We start from the raw sequence: 17,864 nt of genomic DNA, 5'->3' as shown, positions 1-17,864 counted from the left end.
GTGGGTTCGGATGGACGTGGTGGGGGCCGTGTCCCGGGATGCCGTGATCGTGATCCCGGGCATCATGGGGAGTTCGCTCGTCGATGTCGAGTCGCGCGATGTCCTGTGGGGCCTCGACGACGCGCGTTGGTGGGTCAGTGCGTGGACCACGGGTACGGCGCTCAAACGCTTGGCGGTCACAGACGACGAGCGGGCCGGCCGGACCGACCGTATCCAGGCCACCGGACTGCTGCGATTCCCGGCGTTCGCGCCCGTACTGAAGGGCTTCGAGCCGTATACGAAGTTGCTGACCGGCATCGGACGGGTGCTCGCACATCCGGACGCGCTGCGCGAGTTCCCGTACGACTGGCGTCTGTCCGTGGAACACAACGCGGGTGAACTCGGCCGACTGGTCGACCAGCACCTGTCCAGGTGGCGTGCGCACCCCGCGGGCAGTGCGGACGCCAAGGTTGTGCTGGTCGCGCACTCCATGGGCGGACTGGTCGCCCGGTACTTCACGCAGGTGCTCGGCGGAGCGTCCGACGTACGTACGACGATCACCCTCGGGACGCCGTACTACGGAGCCGTGAAGGCGGCGTACATCCTGAGTTCGGGACGCGGTGTGCCGGTTCCGCGCAAGCGACTCCGCAAGCTGGTCCAGCACATGCCGGGGCTTTACGACCTGCTGCCGTTCTACCGGTGCGTCGACGAAGGTGAGACAGCACGGTGGCTACAGCCCGAGGACATCGCGGGTCTCGAGGGCGACCGGGAACTCGCGAGCGAGTCCTTCGAGCGGCACAAGAGACTGATGGCAGGCGACGCCGGCAGTTTGCGACTGCTCATCGGCGTCGAACAGCCGACGATGCAGAGCCTGTCGGTGCGCGACGGCGTACTGACGCCTCTCAGGCACACGTGCATCACCGATCAGGCCGGAGTGATCAAGGAGCGGCTGGATCTGGCCGGCGACGGCACTGTGTTCCGCCGGTCCGCCGCCGGGTTCGGCCTGTCCCCCGGCACACTCCCGCAGTCCCATGGCGCCGTTGCCGCGACTGAGGAGGCCATCTCGCATGTGCGCGACGTACTGACCAACGACACCGCCGGTCCGCCGCTCGGACCCGGGGAGATCGGGATCGACGTACCCGACGTCGTATCTGCGGCCGAGCCGCTCACCATCACGGTGACCGGTGCGGACGCGACCGGTACCTCGTGCCGGGTCGTCGACGCCTTCACCCGCTGGCAGGTCGCTGTGCCTCCGTTACAGCGTCGCGAGGGTATGGTCACCGCATCGGTGGTACTCGGAGAGCCAGGGGTCTACCGGGTTGAGGTGAAGGGCGGTGGCGCGTCGGCCGTCACCGAACAGGTCCTGGCGGTCGCACCCGAGGACTACGTGCTGGATGAGGCCGGCGAATGACCGAGCAGGGCTTCACCATCTACCCCATTCCGATCGCTGCCTACAGCACCGAGGTACAGCGGCCCTTCCCGCCGATCGCGGCCGACGACGATGCGCAGGCGATCGCCGACCTGCTCACGCCGTACGGCGGGGTGGTGCATCACTGGACCGACGGCCAGCGCGACGCGGCCTGGGTGCAGCGCGAACTGGGTGCCTGGGCCGATCGGGACGGGCCGCGGAGTTCGGTCCTGGTCTGGGTCGGCCACGGCGAGTCGGACACCGAGGATGCCTGGCTGGCGTCGTTCAACAGCGCGCAGCGCAAGAAGGGCACCGGCCACCACGCGCAGGAACTGGCGAACCACCTGGCCGACGAGTGGGCCGGCCGCAGCGAAGACCCCGAGGCGTGGACGCTGGTCGTGATCGAGGCCTGCGGCGCCGAGGTTTTCGTCCAGCGGCTCGCGAGCGAGGTCCTGTCCAAGATGAATCCGGCCGGTCGCTTCGCGCTGCTCGGCGGCGGCGGCACCGGCTCGAGCTTCCTGAAGGTGGTGCCGAAGGCACTCCGGGAGGCGCTCGAGTCGTACGCCGACAACGACGAGGTCATCCGGGTGGACGACCTGGTCGGCCGGCTGGAGAACCGGCTGGCGTTCGGCCAGTCGATCCGGGTCGGGCTCGCGCGGGCCCGGCCGCTGACCCGGCCGCCGCGGTTGCTCGGTGCGGGCGTGACCGCCCCGCAGGATGTCTATGTCGAGTTGAAGGCGTTCCTCGCCGGTCTGCCGGCCGACCAGCGCAGCTTCTTCGTGCCCAAGGCGCAGGGGACGGAGCTCGGCGAGCCGACCTGGTACTTCGAGGGGCGTGGCCGGGAGCGTCGTGAGATCGCCGAGTGGCTGCGCACGACCAGCCCCGGACTGCTCGCTGTCACCGGGCCGGCCGGCTCGGGCAAGTCCGCGGTCCTGGGCAACCTCGTCGTCCACACCAACCCCTCGCTGCGCGAGCTGCTGATCCGCACCGGCCAGGTCGAGAGGCTGGCCGCGGAGGAGCAGCCGGCGGACAACGTGTTCGACGCCTCGGTCCTGCTCACCGGTCTGTCGACCGCCGACGTGATGCACCGGCTGGCGACCGATCTGCAAGCGGAGTCTGCAACGCTCGACGGGTTGCGCACCGCGGCTGAGGGCCGGACCGTGATGGTCGATGCGCTCGACGAAGCCCAGGATCCGCTGGAGACGGCCGGCGTACTGCGGCAACTGGCCAAGGTCCACGGCTGCCGGATCGTCGTCGGCACCCGCCGTTCGACGCACGAGGGACCGGACCTCCCGGAGCCGGAGGACGCCAACCTGCTCGACGCGCTCGGCCCGACTTCGACTGTGACGGTCGACCTCGATGCCGAGGCGGTGACGAAGTACGTCGAGCACCGGCTGAGATCGCTCCCGATCGACGCGGGCATCGCGGCCGGAGCCGCCCGGAGCGTCGGCGCGCACAACCGGCACTTCCTGTACGCCCGGCTGGCCGTGCACGAGATCCTCGCCCGTCCGGAGCTGCTCGCCCCCGCAGCGCAGCCCGAGCTCGCCGAACTGCTCGAGCAGGATCACCGCGGCCTGTTCGCCATCGCGGTCCGCCGGCTGACCGTTGCTGACAGCAACTTCCGCCCGCTGCTCGAGGCGCTCGCCCACGCTCGCGGCCGGGGCCTGCCGCGGGCCGACGACGTCTGGGCCACGGCCGCCCGCGCGTTCACGGACAGCCGGCCCGGCGAGTCCGACCTCGACCGCCTGCTGGTCGCGGCGGCGCCGTACGTCATGCTCGACGGAGAACACGGCCAGAGCACCTACCGGCTCGCCCACCAGACGTTCGTCGAGCACTTCCACGCCCAGCCGTCGTACGCCGAAGGCCACCGGCGAATCGCGGGAGTGCTGGCCGCGCAGTACCGATGGGCCCCGGACGGATGGTCGGACGCGAACTTCTACGTCGTCCGCTACCTGGCCGAACACCTGGTCGCCGACGCGGACCGGATCCCACCGGCCTCCGCAGCCGTCGTCGACCTGGTGACCGACGCCGGCTGGCTGACCCGCGCCGTCGAGCTGCTGGGTGCCGATGAGACCGCCGAGGTGATCGCCGCGGCCAAGACCGTGACCGACCTGGACCGGTTCCGCGACGACCCCGCCTCGACGATCCGGTGGGTGACCACCTCCCAGCCCGTCGACGTCGTGGAGCGGACGCTGCGCCGGAGCCGGATCCCACTCAGCCGCGATCCCGCCCAGCTCGCCGGTCAGCTGCACGCCCGGCTCAAGGAGTACGCCAACACCGAGATAGCCGAGTTGGGCGACGCGATCGGCCGGCTCGCGACCGCTCCGTGGCTGCGGATGGTCGAAGGCAGCCTCGACTGGCGAGCGGATCTCGAGTCGACCTACGGTACGGCGGACAAGATCCGTGGCCTCGGCTTCGGCCACGTCGACGATCTCCCGGTCGTCGCGATCGCGCTCGACACCCGGATCGAGCTGTGGGATCCGCGGACCGGCGCACCCGACGCCATGTCCACGATCGAGCTCGGGCACCGGGCGACCGCGGTCGCGATGTCGGTCATCGACGGGCGCCCTGTCGTCGTGACTGCGGCCGGGTACGACAGCATCCTCGAGGTGTGGGACGCCCGCAACAAAGAACGGCTCGCCGCGGCGCCGATCGGCCTCGGCCACGTCCTCGGGATCGGCCGGATCAATGGTCGGCTGGTGATCGCCGGCGTCCCTTTCGGTGGGGCGCTGAAGCTCGTCGATGCAGTGACCTTGGAGCCCCTCGATGTTCCTGAGGCGCTCGAGGCGCTAGACGTTCGGGGTTTCGGGGTTGCGGAGGACGGCGCACTGCGGATCCTGGCGGTGGAGGACGAGCCCCCTCCGGTCCGGGCTCATCGCATCCTTCTGATCGACCCCTCCCACGGTCGCGAGATCCAGCGGACCGATCCGGTCGAATCCGACTCGGGCAGCATGCGGGACGTGATGACCGGGGCCTGGATCGGGCTGCCGTTCGTGGTCGCCGCCGGGATCGAGGACCGGCTGTTCTGGTTCACCGAGGGACACGCGCAGGAGCAGGTGTCGCCGTACGGCGTGCCCACGCGGGCCATCGCGGTCGGGCTGGTCGGCGGACGCGCGATCGTCGCGTTGGCGCCCGACTACGACGACACCGCCTTCGTGCAGCTGCAGCAGATCGAGTACGACGCGGACCGCCAGGGCGTCACGCTCTCGCGGCCCAACAGCGCGGGCACGGCGCCGAAACGATTCGACCGGCTCGCCGCGGTGCCGGTTCCGGACGGGCTCGGCGGCCCACCGCCGCGGAATGAGGCCGGCCTGCGGCCGCTCGACGTGGACCGGCCCGAGACCTGGCCGCAGTCGGTCGCGGTGACCGGTGAGCTGGACGGTGTACCGGTCGTCGCGACCGGATCGGTGGACGGCGCCTTGTGGATCTGGGACCAGCGGACGTTGGCGCCGGGCGAGCATCCCCGCGCCGTCGCCGGACCGTTCGTCGAGCTTCCGCAGTACGTCCTCGAGATGGGCTGGGAGCTGCTGAACGCCAAGCCGGGTCTGGAACGCGTCACATCGGTGGCCTTGGGCAACCTTCCCGGCCGGGGTGCGGTCGTCACCGCCGCGTGCGGCGGACAGGCGCGGGTGTACGCGATCGCGACCGGAACGCGGATCAAGAACCCGGCCGACGACGCCGCGGCGGTCAAGTGCGTGGCGATCGGAACGCTCAACGGGCGGACCGTGCTCGTCACCGGGTCGACCGGCGGCAATGTCGCGGTGTGGGACCTGACCGCAGGCACCCGGGTCGCCGGCCTGGCCCTCGATGACCCGATCACGAATGTGGCCGTCGACTCCGACCGCGTGCTGCTCCGGACCGCCACCGGCGACTACGCCCTCGAACTCAAGGAGCCGTGACCGTCAGCATCCACAGGTGTCCGTCGGGGTCGGTGAGCGTCGCGGTGTAACCCCACGGGTGTTTGGTGGGTGGGGTGACTTCCTTGGCTCCAGCGGCGATGGCCCTGGCGGCGAGAGCGTCCAGGGCGGCGTCCGAGTCGGCAGGGATGCTGAGGATGCACTCGCTGGTGCCTTGGGGTGCGGCCGGCTGGTCGCCGAGGACCCAGCCGAAGCCGCCGGTCGGGATCAGCATCAGGTTGACGCCCTCGGCCAGGGCGAACTGGAGAGGCTCGGGTACGCCGTCCTCCGCGAGCTCACCGATCGGTTCGAAGCCGAACGCCTCCTGGTAGAAGGCGTACGAGCGCTGACGGTCTTCGATGGGGAGGCTGATGATCATCGGGTCACTCCGGCGGTGAAGCGGTCGGCGGCCGGGCCGGTCAGGTGGTGGGGCGGAAGGGCTCGTCCGCAGAGGACCAGGAGGAGGTCCTGGGCCGAGCCGCTCAGGACCTCCGTGCCGGTGCCGTGGGTCCAGTCGAGGTCGGTGGCGCGGAGTTGGAGGTTGGTGAGGTCTACGCCGAAGTACTTGAGTTGGCGTGGGTTCAGGTCGTCGAGGATGAGGCGCAGGCGGTCCGCGGGGACCTGCCTGTCGATGCCGAGGGCAACGGTTACGTCGAGTCCGTGGATGACGTCGTGCGACAGTGCGCCCTGGTAGCCGCCGCCCGGCGGTTTCCATGGGTGGTTGATGTTCTGGCGCAGGCAATCCACGAGTTCTGCGGCCGACAGCTCACGGGCGTCGCGGCGGGCCTGGCGGTCGGCGTACCGATTGAACTTGCCGCCGGCCCGCACCATGCCGGCCAGGAACCGAGGCATGGAAAGCCGGAATGGCATGGTGATGTGCGCAACGAGCTCGCGTACCCGCCAGCCCTCGCACAGCGTCGGCTTGTCCCAGTCTTCTTCCGGTAGTCCGGCCAGCACGTCGGCGAGGTCGGCCCGCTCCCCCGCCACGGCCACTCTGATGTCCGTCATACCCCACCGACGAACGGATCAGCCCCGGACAGACACCTCATTCAGCCTTCTTTGCAGGTACCGGCGTTCTGCGTCGGTCGTGGAGAGCTCAAGAGCCTCCCGGTACGCCGATGCTGCCTCGGACGCCCGCCCGAGTCGTCGGAGGAAGTCGGCGCGCGTCGCGGGCAGGAGGTGGTAGCCGGCCAGCGGTCCGGCGGCCAGGTCGTCCACCAACCGCAGCCCTACGGCGGGTCCGTCGGCCATACCGATCGCAACCGCGCGGTTGAGCGCGACCACGGGCGTCTGCTTGAGCTGCCCGTACAGTCCGGCGATCTGCGGCCAGTCCGTGTCCGCCGCCGTACGCGCGGTCGCGTGACAAGCAGCTATGGCGGCCTGCACCTGATAGGGCCCTGGTGTGCCACGGCGGAGCGTCGCATCCAGCAGATCCACGCCCTCGGTGATCCCTGCGTGATCCCAGCGAGTGCGGTCCTGTTCCTCCAGTGTCACGAGCACGCCGTCCGCGGTCAGCCGTGTGTCACGCCGTGCGTCATGCAGCAGCATCAGTGCGAGGAGTCCGGCGGCCTCAGGCTCGTCGGGCATGAGTTGAACGAGCAGCCTGGCCAGTCTGATCGCCTCACTGCTCAGACTGGTGCGGACGACGTCGGAGTACCCCTCGTTGAACAACAGGTAGAGCACAGCCAGTACGGCGGGCGTCCGTTCGGGCAGCAGGTGTGCGGGCGGGACGCGGTACGGGATACCGGCGTACCGGATCTTCTGCTTGGCCCGGGTCAGCCGCTTCGACATGGTCGTCTCCGGGACCAGGAACGCCCGTGCGATCTCCGCCGTACTCAGTCCGGCCAGCGTGCGCAGCGTCAGCGCCACCCGAGCCTCCATCGCCAGCGCGGGATGGCAGCAGGTGAACATGAGCCGCAGCCGGTCGTCCGGTACGTCGTACGCCGGTTCGGACTCGTCACGCATCGCAGCCACCTCCTTGAGCTTCTGAGCGCCCACGGCCTCACGGCGCAGCCAGTCGATCGCACGGTTACGTGCGGTGGTGGTCAGCCAGGCACCGGGCCTGTCCGGTACGCCGTCCCGCGGCCACCGCTCGAGCGCCGCGGCGAACGCCTCCTGGGCGCACTCCTCGGCGAGCTCCCAGTCCCCGGTCAGACGGATCAGAGTGGCGACCACCTGGCCCCACTCCTGCCGGTAGATCTCCTCGAACGAGGTCACACCACGCCCGGGGGCGGCTCCAGCACCGGACGGATCTCGATGGTCCCGTAACCGGCCGCCGGGTGCTTGGCGGCGATCTCGATCGCCTCGTCCAGGTCGGCGCAGTTGATCAGTACGAATCCGCCGATCTGCTCCTTCGTCTCGGCGAACGGCCCGTCGGTGAGGAGGAGTTCGTCGTCCCGCACCCGGACCGTCGTCGCCTCGCCCGGCGGCCGCAGCCCGGCCCCGCCCTCGACCACGCCGCGGCGCTCCATCTCCTCCGACCAGCCGCCACAGCCGTCGTTCGCGTGCGACTCGTCACCACAGATCATCAGTAGGTACTTCACAGTCCTCCTCAGAGCCGGTTTCACCCCACCGACGAACACCGAAGCCGGAAACAGACACCTCCACGGTAGTCGCCGAGGTCTGGAGGCGACGGCGTACCGGGTCTAGCGTCAGAAGGACAGAGACCACCAGGGGAGGGTGTGCGATGGCAGGCCGAGTGGTGCATTTCGAGGTTCCGTTCAGCGACGGCGACCGGGCGCGGGCGTTCTACGCGGAGGCGTTCGGCTGGAACCTGATGGTGATGCCGGAGCTGAGCTACACGATGGCTTCGACCGGACCGGTGGACGAGCAGGCGATGCCGACCGAGCCCGGCTTCATCAACGGCGGCATGTTCGAGCGCACCGAGGCGCTGCGCGGACCGATGATCACCATCGACGTGGACGACCTCGACGCGGCGCTGAAGACGGTCGAGAGCCTCGGCGGCAAGCAGGTCGGCGAGAAGCTCCCGGTCGGGGACATGGGCTTCGCCGCGTACTTCGAGGACACGGAGGGCAACATCCTGGGACTTTGGCAAACTGCCTGACGCCTGAGCGTCACGATCGGCACCTACACTGCGGATGTTGGCTCCGGTGGCGTCCGTGGGAGGACTGAATGCCTGACCGTACCCAGACCATTGCGTACCCGGCGCCGGGTTCGCGCCCGTCGCGACGGGACCAGGAGCCGCTGGCGCCGCACGTGATCGTGCTGTTCGGGGCGACAGGGGATCTGGCCAAGCGCAAGCTGCTGCCCGGGCTGGCGTACCTGCAGCAGTCCAAGTTCGCGCCCGACGTACGCATCATCGGCGCGGCGATGGAGGAGCTCACCTGCGACGAGTTCCGGGCCCGGGCGCGGGACGCAGTCGAGCGCTTCGGCACGCACCGGATGTCCGACGAGGAGTGGGCGCAGTTCGCCGACCGGCTCGAGTACGTGCCGGTGACGGCCGGCCCGGCGGCACTGGCCGCGGCAGTCAAGTCGGCGGAGGACAAGCTCGGCCCGGACACCTGCCGGCTGCACTACCTGTCGGTGCCCCCGAAGGCGGCCCAGACGGTGATCGCGATGCTGCGCGACGCGGACCTGGTCGACCGGGCCCGGGTGGTGATGGAGAAGCCGTTCGGCGACGACCTGGCCAGCGCGATCAAGCTGAACGACTTCGTGCACGAGACCTTCGACGAGTCGCAGATCTTCCGGATCGACCACTTCCTCGGCAAGGAAGCGGCGCTGAACATCCTCGCGTTCCGGTTCGCGAACGGCCTGTTCGAGCCGATCTGGAACCGTAACTTCATCGACCACGTGCAGATCGACATCCCGGAGTCGCTCGGCCTGGACCAGCGGGCCACCTTCTACGAGCCGACCGGCGCGTTCAAGGACATGGTCGTCACGCACCTGATGCAGGTCATGTCGTTCGTCGCGATGGAGCCGCCGACCGCCCTGGAACCGCGGGCGATCTCGGAGGAGAAGAACAAGGTCTTCCGGTCGATGCTGCCGATCCAGCCCGGCGACGTGGTCCGCGGTCAGTACTCCGGCTACCGCAACGAGGACGGCGTCGCGCCGGACTCCGACACCGAGACGTTCATCGCGCTCAAGGTCGAGATCGACAACTGGCGCTGGGCCGGCGTACCGATCTTCCTGCGCACCGGCAAGCGGATGGCCGAGGGCCAGCGGATCATCTCGATCGCCTTCAAGGAGGCGCCGAAGACGATGTTCCCGGCCGGCTCCGGGGTCGGCTCGGAGGGTCCGGACCACCTGACCTTCGACCTGGCCGACTCGTCCCGGGTCTCGCTGTCCTTCTACGGCAAGCGGCCCGGGCCCGGTATGCGGCTGGAGAAGCTGTCGATGCAGTTCTCGACCCAGGAGACCGAGAGTGCGGGCGACGTACTGGAGGCCTACGAGCGATTGATCCTGGACGCGATGCGGGGCGACCACACGCTGTTCACCACCGCCGAGGGCATCGAGTCGCTGTGGGACCGGTCCGCGATGCTGCTGGACGACCCGCCGCCGGTCAAGCCGTACCAGCCGGGCACCTGGGGGCCGAACGCGATCCACCAGCTGATCGCGCCGCGGGCCTGGCGCCTGCCCTTCGAACGCGAGTGGCGCGAAGCCAAGCTGTAAGGCATTGCCGCCGCGCAGCCCTAGGCGCACTATCGAGGCGTGATGTGAGTCACATACGCCTTCGAGCGGTTAGGGGGTGGGAGGATGACGGGCACAAAAACGCATCTGACCGGGGAACGGGCTCCGTGCGGGCGGCTGGGTGATGCGAACCGGAGCCAGGAGGACGACTTCGAGGGCTTCCGGCTGGACGACATGCACTACGCCTGTGGATGCCGCAAGATGCGGCACGAGTTCCATGACGGCAGCGTGCGGAACCGGACAGTGCGGCACGACGGCAAAGTGCTGATGGACGAGCACAGCGGCGAGCACGAGGCTTAACTGTGAGCATTTATCACGACGTCGTGGTGATCGGGGGTGGCGGCGCCGGGTTGCGGGCTGCCATCGCGGTGGCGGAGACGAACCCGGCGCTGCGCGTTGCTGTCGTGTCGAAGGTGTACCCGATGCGCAGCCACACGGTGTCCGCGGAGGGCGGCGCCGCGGCCGTCGCGGCGCCTGACGATAGTCTCGACGAGCACGCGTACGACACGGTGTCCGGCAGCGACTGGCTCTGTGACCAGGACGCTGTCGAGGCGTTCGTCGCCGAAGCGCCGCGCGAACTGCTCCGGCTCGAGCACTGGGGCTGCCCGTGGAGCCGGCAGCCCAACGGCAAGATCGCCGTCCGCGCGTTCGGCGGGATGAAGAAGAAGCGCACCTGGTTCGCCGCCGACCGGACCGGGTTCCACCTGCTGCACACGCTCTTCCAGACCGCGCTCTCGTACTCCGACATCGTCCGGTACGACGAGTGGTACGTGACGAAGATCCTGGTCGACGACGGCCGCGCGTACGGCGTTGTCGCGATCGAACTGGCCACCGGACGGATCGAAACGATCACCGCGAGCACGGTGATCGTGTGCACGGGTGGCTGCGGACGCGTGTACCCGTTCACCACGAACGCCAACATCAAGACCGGTGACGGGATGGCACTGGCCTACCAGGCCGGGGCGGCGCTCAAGGACATGGAGTTCGTCCAGTACCACCCGACCGGCCTGCCGTTCACCGGCATCCTGATCACCGAGGCCGCGCGGGCGGAGGGTGGCTGGCTGCTCAACAAGGACGGCTATCGCTACCTGCAGGACTACGACCTCGGTACGCCGTCACCGACACCGCAAATGCGCAGCATGGAGCTCGGACCACGGGATCGGTTGTCGCAGGCCTTCGTCCACGAGCATGCCAAGGGCCGGACGATCGACACGCCGTACGGGCCGATCGTCAACCTGGATCTGCGGCACCTGGGTGCGCAACTGATCGACGCCAAACTTCCGTTCGTCCGGGAGCTGTGTTCGAAGTACCAGAACATCGACCCGGTCAAGGAGCTCGTGCCGGTCCGGCCCGTCGTGCACTACATGATGGGCGGGATCCACACCGACATCCGTGGCGCGACGTCGCTGGAGGGCCTGTACGCCGCCGGCGAGGTGGCCTGTGTCAGCATCAACGGCGCCAACCGGCTGGGCTCGAACTCGTTGCCCGAGTGTCTCGTCTTCGGCAACCGGGCCGGCCGGGCCGCGGCGGTCTTCGCCGGCCGGTACGGTCGCGCCGTACCCGCGGCGATTCTCGCGCAGGGCCGGGACGAGGAGCGCCGGCTGACCGCCGAGCTGGACCGGCACGCGCAGGGCCACGAGAAGATCGCGGACATCCGCACCGAGATGCAGACCGCGATGGAGAACGGCGCCGGGATCTATCGCGAAGCCGGTTCGCTGACCAAGGCGGCCGACCAGCTGAGCGAGCTGCGGTCGCGCTTCACCCACGCCGCGATCGACGACCACAGCCGGAACTTCAACACCGAGCTGATCGCGCTGCTCGAGCTGGGGTTCATGCTCGACGTTGCCGAGAGCATCATCGCGTGTGCGGCACGCCGGGAGGAGTCGCGCGGAGCCCATCAGCGGACCGACTTCCCGGCCCGAGACGACGACCGGTTCCTCGCGCACTCGCTGGTCCGGCGCCAGCCCGACGGCAGCCGTCGCATCACGTATCTGCCGGTGACCATTACCCGCTGGCCGCCGGGCGAGCGGGTCTACGGGAGGTAGTGATGGCAGACGAGATCACCCTCGAGGTCGCGCGCTACCGGCCCGAAGTGGATTCCGAACCGGTGATGCAGTCCTACCAGGTGCCCCTGCGCGAGCACTGGGCGATCCTCGACGGTCTGACGTACATCAAGGACCAGTTGGACGGCACGCTGTCGTTTCGATGGTCGTGCCGGATGGGGATCTGCGGCAGTTGCGGGATGACGGTCAACGGTGACCCCCAGCTGAGCTGTGCGACCTTCCTGACCGACTACGCGCCCGGGCCGATCCGGGTCGAGCCGCTGCACAACTTCCCGGTGATCCGGGACCTCGTCGTCGACATCGACGACTTCATGGCCAAGCTGCCGACCGTCAAGCCGTGGATCGTCCGGGACGTGCACAGTCCGGTCGAGGAAGGTGAGTACCTGCAGACGCCGGAGCAGCTGGACGAGTACCAGCAGTTCAGCATGTGCATCAACTGCATGCTCTGCTACTCGGCCTGCCCGGTGTACAGCCTCGACCAGGACTTCATCGGCCCGGCGGCGATCGCACTGGCCCAGCGCTACAACCTCGACTCCAGGGACGAGGGTGCGGACGAGCGTCTCGCCGTACTGTCGTCGCCGGAAGGGATCTGGGCTTGCACGTTCGTCGGCGAGTGCAGTGCGGCGTGTCCGAAGGGGGTTGATCCGGCGGGGGCGATCCAGCGGTACAAGCTCACTGCGGCGACTCAGGCGATCAAGGATCTGTTGATGCCGCGGAGTAGGTCGTCTCGGAGCAGGCGGTGAGCGTGTACCAGCGGCCGGTCCACTTGTTCTGGTGGCTCGAGCGCCGGTCGTACCTGCTGTTCGTCCTCCGGGAGCTGAGCAGCGTCTTCGTCGCGTGGACGGTGGTCTATCTGCTGCTGCTCGCCAACGCGGTCAGCGACGGGCCGGCGTCGTACGAGCGCTTCCTCGACCGGAGTGGGCAGTGGTGGATGGTCGTGATCAACGTGATCGCGATGCTGTTCCTGCTGCTGCACGTGGTGACCTGGTTCGGGCTGGCGCCCAGGGCGATGGTGATCAAGGTGCGCGGCGCCCGGCTGCCGCCGCGGCAGATCGTTGCCGCGCACTACGCTGCCTGGTTGGTGCTGTCGGCAATCATCGCCTGGCTGGTGCTCCGATGAACCGCCGCCCCTCCCCCGAGCCGTTCCTCTGGATGCTGTTCAGCTCCGGCGGCATGATCGCCGCACTGATGCTGCCGATCCTGCTGTTCCTGTTCGGCATCGCGTTCCCGCTCGACTTGTTGACACCACCAACGCATGCGCATCTGTACGCCGTACTGCACAATCCGATCACCCGGCTCGTGCTCTTCGGCGTGTGCGCCCTGGCCCTGTTCCACTGGGCGCACCGCTTCCGCTACACCCTGTACGACGGCCTGCAACTCAAGCGGTACGCCGTACCGATCGTGATCCTGTGCTACGGCGGCGCTGTGCTCGGCACCGTCATCGCCGCCGCACTGCTGCTGACGGTCTGACATAGGCTGCGCCCATGCGGGAGATCGTGGTGGTCGGCGTTGGCGCGGGCGATCCGGAACAGGTGACGATGCAGGCCGTGTCGGCGCTGAACCGGGTCGACGTCTTCTTCGTGCTGGACAAGGGCGAGGTCAAGCAGGAACTGGTCGACCTGCGGTCGGAGATCCTGCGGCGCTACGCCACTGACTACCGGGTGGTCGTCGGTCAGGATCCCGAGCGCGACCGGAGCAGCAGCGCGTACGTCGAAGCCGTCGACGACTGGCGGAGGCGCCGGGCCGATGTGTGCGCGGGATTGATTGCGTCGGAGCTCGGCGAGGATCAGGTGGGGGCGTTCCTGGTCTGGGGCGACCCGTCGCTGTACGACAGCACGCTGGCGATCCTGGACGACATCCTGGCGCGGGGTGAGCTGGAGTTCTCGGTCGAGGTCATCCCTGGGATCAGCAGCGTGTCTACGCTGGCCGCGCGGCATCGGGTCGGGTTGAACCAGGTCGGGCGACCGATCCAGATCACGACCGGGCGGCGGCTGGCGAAGGGGTGGCCGGAGGACGTGGACGATGTGGTCGTGATGCTGGATGCGCAGACGGCGTTCACGGAGCATCTCGATCAGGACGCCGACATCTACTGGGGTGCTTACCTCGGCACACCTGATGAGATCCTCATCTCGGGGCGCTTGAGCGAGGTCGCCGGCGAGATCGAGAAGGTCCGCGCCGAGGCTCGTGATCGTAAGGGCTGGATCATGGATACCTACCTGCTGCGCAGGAAGAAGTAGACGCCGCCTTCGGCGGCGGGGGTGAGGGCGAGACGTAGACCAAAGGTGTAGGTGGCTTCGTCTTCAGGCCGAAGCGGGAGTGAGCGGGTCACGGCGACGCTTCCGGCATGACAAAGAAACTCTTGGTGATGCTGGCCGCGGTGGTCGCTCCGGCCGGGCTCCTGGTGGGTGCGGCCGAGCCGAGCACAGCTGCCCAACAGGACGTCGTACGGACTGATGCCGGGCTGGTGGCGAGCAAGACGGTCGGGCAGGCGCGGGTCTTCGACGGCATTCCGTACGCCGCTCCCCCGGTGGGCGCGTTGCGGTGGAAGGCGCCGCAGCCGGTGAAGCCGTGGGACGGGGTGCGGGCGTCGAACGTCGGCAATCCGTGTCCACAGCAACCGAACTCCGAGGCACCGGACGGCGGCACGAGCGAGGACTGTCTCTATCTGAACGTCACGACACCGGTAGCCCGGTCACCGAAGCCCCGGGCCGTGGTGGTGTGGATCCCCGGCGGCGGGTTCTTCCCCGGCGCCGGCAGCAGCTACGAGGCGTCCAAGTTCGCCACCCGCGGCGACGTGGTCGTCGTGACGGTCAACTACCGCCTCGGCACCTTCGGGTTCTTCGGATACCCGAGTCTGCCGGGCTCGGGCACGTACGGCATCCAGGACCAGCAGGCCGCCCTGCGCTGGGTACAGCGCAACGCCCGCGCCTTCGGCGGCGACCCGCACAACGTCACCATGGCCGGTGAGTCCGCGGGCGGCATGAGCGTCTGCGCACAGCTGACCTCACCGACCGCCACCGGCCTCTTCGCGAAGGCGATCATGCAGAGCGGCTCGTGCGCGTTCAACTGGGCCGACAACAGCCAGTACCCGGGCCAGGCGGCGGACTCCCCGTGGATCCCCGCCCGCACGGTCCAGGCGAACGGCAAGGAGTGGGCCGACGGCAACAAGGACCGGTTCGGCTGCAAGCCCGGCCAATCCATGCTCGACTGCCTCCGCGCGGCGAAGTCCGACGTACTGGTGGAGGACCTGCTGCAGTTCACGCAGGTCGGGTACGGCGGGACTGCCGCCGTACCGCTGGATCCGGCGAAGGCGATGAAGGCCGGTCTGTTCCACCGTGTGCCGATCATCTCCGGGAACAACCATGACGAGGCGAGCGCATGGCTGCCTGCGTTCGGGGACATTACGGACTACCCGCAGTTGGTGACGAACATGGTCGGCGCGGACAAGGCTCCGCAGGTCCTGCGGCACTACCCGCTGGATCGCTACGAGTCGCCGGCGGCAGCGTGGGCCGCTGTCACGACGGACCGAATCTGGTCGTGCACTCAGGTCGCCAACGACCAGCAGGCTGCTCGTAAGGTGCCGGTGTACGCGTATGAGTTCGCGGACAAGCACTCGCCGATCGCTGCGCCCGGGTTGGGCGCCGCGCACGCCATGGAGCTCCCGTACCTGTTCCGCCTCGGTGGCTACGACTTCCCGATGTCGGAGGCACAGCAGCGGCTGTCGAACCAGATGATCGACTACTGGACGGCCTTCGCCCGCACCGGCAACCCGAACGGACCGGACCGGCCGCAGTGGTCGCCTACGGCCGGTCACACGATCAAGGGTCTGTCATTGGCTCCCACGGACCAGAGCGGCATCCAGCCGGTCAACCTGAGCACCGAACACCAGTGCGCGTTCTGGTCCGGGCTCAGCTGACCTTCTGCGGCAGCCTGTCCCACACGCGCAGCGTGATCGGCGACAGGAGCAGCAACAACAACGCGTAGAAACCCACTCCGGGAACAAAGGCCGCCAGAATGAACGCGACCAGGGTCAGCCCGGTCAGCCCGAGGGAGCCGGCCAGTTCCCGACTGCGGACCGGGTTGTCCGGGTTCTCGATCTCCTTGTGCCCGTGGATCAGCCAGGCGAGCGCGGACTGGCAGAGGCTGAGCGCCAGGATCGTCCCGGTGTAGAAGCCGGCCGTGAACCGGTCGCTCTCGTAGACGCCCACGATCTCGGTCGGGAACGGCAGGATCACGATCGTGAGCAACCAGAGCAGGTCTCTCGTCTTACTCACGGCCGGTAACAGTAGCCAGTGTGAGGGCTGCCAGGACAAACGCGGCCGCTGTGAGCCACGCGACGCCGTACCCGTCCCGCAGCGCCAGTACGTCGCTCGCACCGTGAGCCAACCGGCTTGTGGTGGTGGATGCGGCCAGTGTCGCGAGTACGGCGGTCCCGATAGCCGCACCGGCCTGCTGAGCGGTGTTGTTGAGTCCTGAGGCCAGTCCGGCGTCTTTGGCGTCCGCACCGGACATGGCGATCATGATCGCGGCTGGGATGGCCAGTCCGATCCCTGCGCCCATCACCGCGAGTACGGGGGCGACGTTGACGACGTACGAACCGTCCACTGGTGCTTGGCTGATCCAGAGCAGTGCCACCAGGAACGCTGCGAGGCCGATGATCAGCATCTTGCGCGGGCCGAAACGGACGGTCAGCTTTGGCGCGATGGACAGCGACATCAGGGCGTTCATGATCGGTGCGGGCAGGAACGCCAGTCCGGTGGTGAGTGAGTCGTAGCCGAGCACCCGCTGCACGTAGAGCGCAGTCGTGAACTGGAAGCCGAAGCCGGCCGCGAAGAGCAGCACAACCACGACGTTCGCCACGGTCAGTCGGCGCTTGCGGAAGATGTGCAGGGAGAGCAGGGGGTTCTTGATCCGCGCCTGGCGCAGTACGAACGCGGCCAGGAGGATCGCGCTGGCGGCTGCGAGGGCGAGCGTGCGCCAGAGTGTCGCCTGCGGCTCGGCGGTCTGGACGATCGTGTAGACCCCCAGCGACAGACCGGCCGTCACCAGCGCGGCGCCGAGCACGTCAGCACCCTTGCCGATCCCCAATCCGTTCTGGGCGTTCAGGAATCGCAGGGCCGCGGCCAGGGCGGCGAGCCCGATCGGGACGTTGATCAGGAATGCCCAGTGCCAGCCGATGGTCTGGGTGATCACGCCACCGAGGATCAGGCCGATGGACGCGCCACTGGCCGAGGTGAAGCTGTAGACCCCCATAGCGCGCGCCTGCTCGCCTGGAGCCGGGTAGAGGTTGACGATCATCCCGAGGACCACCGCCGAGGCGAGTGCACCTCCAACCCCCTGCAGGAAGCGCCCGGCGATCAGGACCTCGGCGTCTCCCGCGACACCACAGAGCAACGAGGCCGCGGTGAAGAGCCCCAGCCCGGCCAGGAACACCCGCTTGCTCCCAACCAGATCCCCGATCCGCCCGGCGAGCAACAGAAGCCCGGCGAAGGCGATCAAGTAGGAGTTCATCACCCAAGCCAGCCCTGCCTGCGAAAACCCCAGATCCCCTTGAATCGTAGGCAACGCCACCGTTACCACAGTCCCATCCAAGATGATCATCAACTGCATCACACACAGCACGACCAGCGCCTTGACCCGCCCCCGCGCAACCCGCTCAACCCCACCCACAACCTCTGCCGCCACCAGCCATCTCCCGTCTCCGAACTCAACAAGAACGACCCTAACAGATAGTCCCATAACAGACGATCCTTTAACGGATCACCTCCTGTCTGCTGCACGAGAGGACACCGCTTCGCGGCGGCTGCCCTTCTGGCCCCCTCCGGCGGCGCCCGCAGACCGGTGTCACGGACCAAGGTCATCGGCGAGCGA

At 68.5% G+C, this 17,864-nt stretch carries 17 protein-coding genes; 11 read left to right on the top strand and 6 right to left on the bottom strand.

What is annotated here, in order from left to right; genetic code table 11:
• Positions 1-10: 10 nt before the first annotated feature.
• Both AB0E63_RS38345 and AB0E63_RS38340 read left to right on the top strand, forming a co-directional pair.
• Complete coding sequence (locus AB0E63_RS38345) at positions 11-1,390, top strand: hypothetical protein (RefSeq protein WP_360377320.1); 1,380 nt, start codon at positions 11-13, stop codon at positions 1,388-1,390.
• On the top strand, positions 1,387-5,286 hold the full coding sequence (locus tag AB0E63_RS38340; RefSeq protein WP_360377317.1) for an AAA family ATPase: 3,900 nt from the start codon (positions 1,387-1,389) through the stop codon (positions 5,284-5,286). Before AB0E63_RS38345 ends, AB0E63_RS38340 begins: the two co-directional genes overlap by 4 nt.
• On the opposite strand, the gene AB0E63_RS38335 is transcribed toward AB0E63_RS38340, so the two are convergent.
• From AB0E63_RS38335 to AB0E63_RS38320, 4 genes are read right to left on the bottom strand one after another with little or no spacing between them, the layout of a single operon-like run.
• Complete coding sequence (locus AB0E63_RS38335; protein WP_360377315.1) at positions 5,273-5,662, bottom strand: VOC family protein; 390 nt, start codon at positions 5,660-5,662, stop codon at positions 5,273-5,275. The two genes, AB0E63_RS38340 and AB0E63_RS38335, sit on opposite strands and share 14 nt — an antisense overlap.
• A complete protein-coding gene (locus tag AB0E63_RS38330) occupies positions 5,659-6,291 on the bottom strand; it encodes a maleylpyruvate isomerase family mycothiol-dependent enzyme (RefSeq protein WP_360377312.1) in 633 nt (210 codons plus the stop codon). The genes AB0E63_RS38335 and AB0E63_RS38330 overlap by 4 nt, the downstream gene beginning before the upstream one ends.
• An 18-nt stretch (positions 6,292-6,309) precedes the next feature.
• Complete coding sequence (locus AB0E63_RS38325) at positions 6,310-7,500, bottom strand: RNA polymerase sigma factor (protein ID WP_360377310.1); 1,191 nt, start codon at positions 7,498-7,500, stop codon at positions 6,310-6,312.
• Positions 7,497-7,826, bottom strand: coding sequence for a YciI family protein (locus AB0E63_RS38320; protein WP_360377307.1), 330 nt, complete (start codon positions 7,824-7,826; stop codon positions 7,497-7,499). The genes AB0E63_RS38325 and AB0E63_RS38320 overlap by 4 nt, the downstream gene beginning before the upstream one ends.
• A 143-nt stretch (positions 7,827-7,969) precedes the next feature.
• Here AB0E63_RS38320 and AB0E63_RS38315 point away from each other — a divergent pair, with 143 nt between their 5' ends.
• From AB0E63_RS38315 to AB0E63_RS38275, 9 genes are all read left to right on the top strand, one after another.
• Positions 7,970-8,347, top strand: a complete 378-nt coding sequence (locus AB0E63_RS38315) for a VOC family protein (RefSeq protein ID WP_360377304.1) — start codon at positions 7,970-7,972, stop codon at positions 8,345-8,347.
• Positions 8,348-8,415: 68 nt separating this feature from the next.
• Positions 8,416-9,912, top strand: coding sequence for a glucose-6-phosphate dehydrogenase (zwf, locus tag AB0E63_RS38310; RefSeq protein WP_360377301.1), 1,497 nt, complete (start codon positions 8,416-8,418; stop codon positions 9,910-9,912).
• An 84-nt stretch (positions 9,913-9,996) separates the two neighbouring features.
• A complete protein-coding gene (locus AB0E63_RS38305; protein WP_360377299.1) occupies positions 9,997-10,230 on the top strand; it encodes a hypothetical protein in 234 nt (77 codons plus the stop codon).
• 2 nt (positions 10,231-10,232) lie between these two features.
• Complete coding sequence (gene frdA, locus AB0E63_RS38300; RefSeq protein WP_360377296.1) at positions 10,233-11,975, top strand: fumarate reductase (quinol) flavoprotein subunit; 1,743 nt, start codon at positions 10,233-10,235, stop codon at positions 11,973-11,975.
• A 2-nt stretch (positions 11,976-11,977) separates the two neighbouring features.
• The gene (locus AB0E63_RS38295; protein WP_360377294.1) at positions 11,978-12,736 is read left to right on the top strand and encodes a succinate dehydrogenase/fumarate reductase iron-sulfur subunit; all 759 of its coding nucleotides are present in this window, start codon (positions 11,978-11,980) and stop codon (positions 12,734-12,736) included.
• On the top strand, positions 12,733-13,113 hold the full coding sequence (locus AB0E63_RS38290; protein WP_360377292.1) for a fumarate reductase subunit C: 381 nt from the start codon (positions 12,733-12,735) through the stop codon (positions 13,111-13,113). Before AB0E63_RS38295 ends, AB0E63_RS38290 begins: the two co-directional genes overlap by 4 nt.
• Positions 13,110-13,463, top strand: coding sequence for a fumarate reductase subunit FrdD (gene frdD / locus AB0E63_RS38285; RefSeq protein ID WP_360377289.1), 354 nt, complete (start codon positions 13,110-13,112; stop codon positions 13,461-13,463). Before AB0E63_RS38290 ends, frdD begins: the two co-directional genes overlap by 4 nt.
• A gap of 14 nt (positions 13,464-13,477) precedes the next feature.
• Positions 13,478-14,230, top strand: a complete 753-nt coding sequence (gene cobF / locus AB0E63_RS38280; protein ID WP_360377286.1) for a precorrin-6A synthase (deacetylating) — start codon at positions 13,478-13,480, stop codon at positions 14,228-14,230.
• A gap of 107 nt (positions 14,231-14,337) precedes the next feature.
• Positions 14,338-15,909, top strand: coding sequence for a carboxylesterase family protein (locus tag AB0E63_RS38275; RefSeq protein WP_360377284.1), 1,572 nt, complete (start codon positions 14,338-14,340; stop codon positions 15,907-15,909).
• On the opposite strand, the gene AB0E63_RS38270 is transcribed toward AB0E63_RS38275, so the two are convergent.
• A complete protein-coding gene (locus AB0E63_RS38270) occupies positions 15,902-16,267 on the bottom strand; it encodes a hypothetical protein (protein WP_360377282.1) in 366 nt (121 codons plus the stop codon). The two genes, AB0E63_RS38275 and AB0E63_RS38270, sit on opposite strands and share 8 nt — an antisense overlap.
• Positions 16,260-17,732, bottom strand: coding sequence for an MFS transporter (locus AB0E63_RS38265; protein WP_360377279.1), 1,473 nt, complete (start codon positions 17,730-17,732; stop codon positions 16,260-16,262). The genes AB0E63_RS38270 and AB0E63_RS38265 overlap by 8 nt, the downstream gene beginning before the upstream one ends.
• Positions 17,733-17,864: the final 132 nt, after the last annotated feature.

The organism is Kribbella sp. NPDC026596 (assembly GCF_040638415.1).
GTDB lineage: Bacteria > Actinomycetota > Actinomycetes > Propionibacteriales > Kribbellaceae > Kribbella.
The sequence above is the reverse complement of the archived record's forward strand: the minus strand, read 5'-3'. Positions and strand labels throughout refer to the sequence as shown.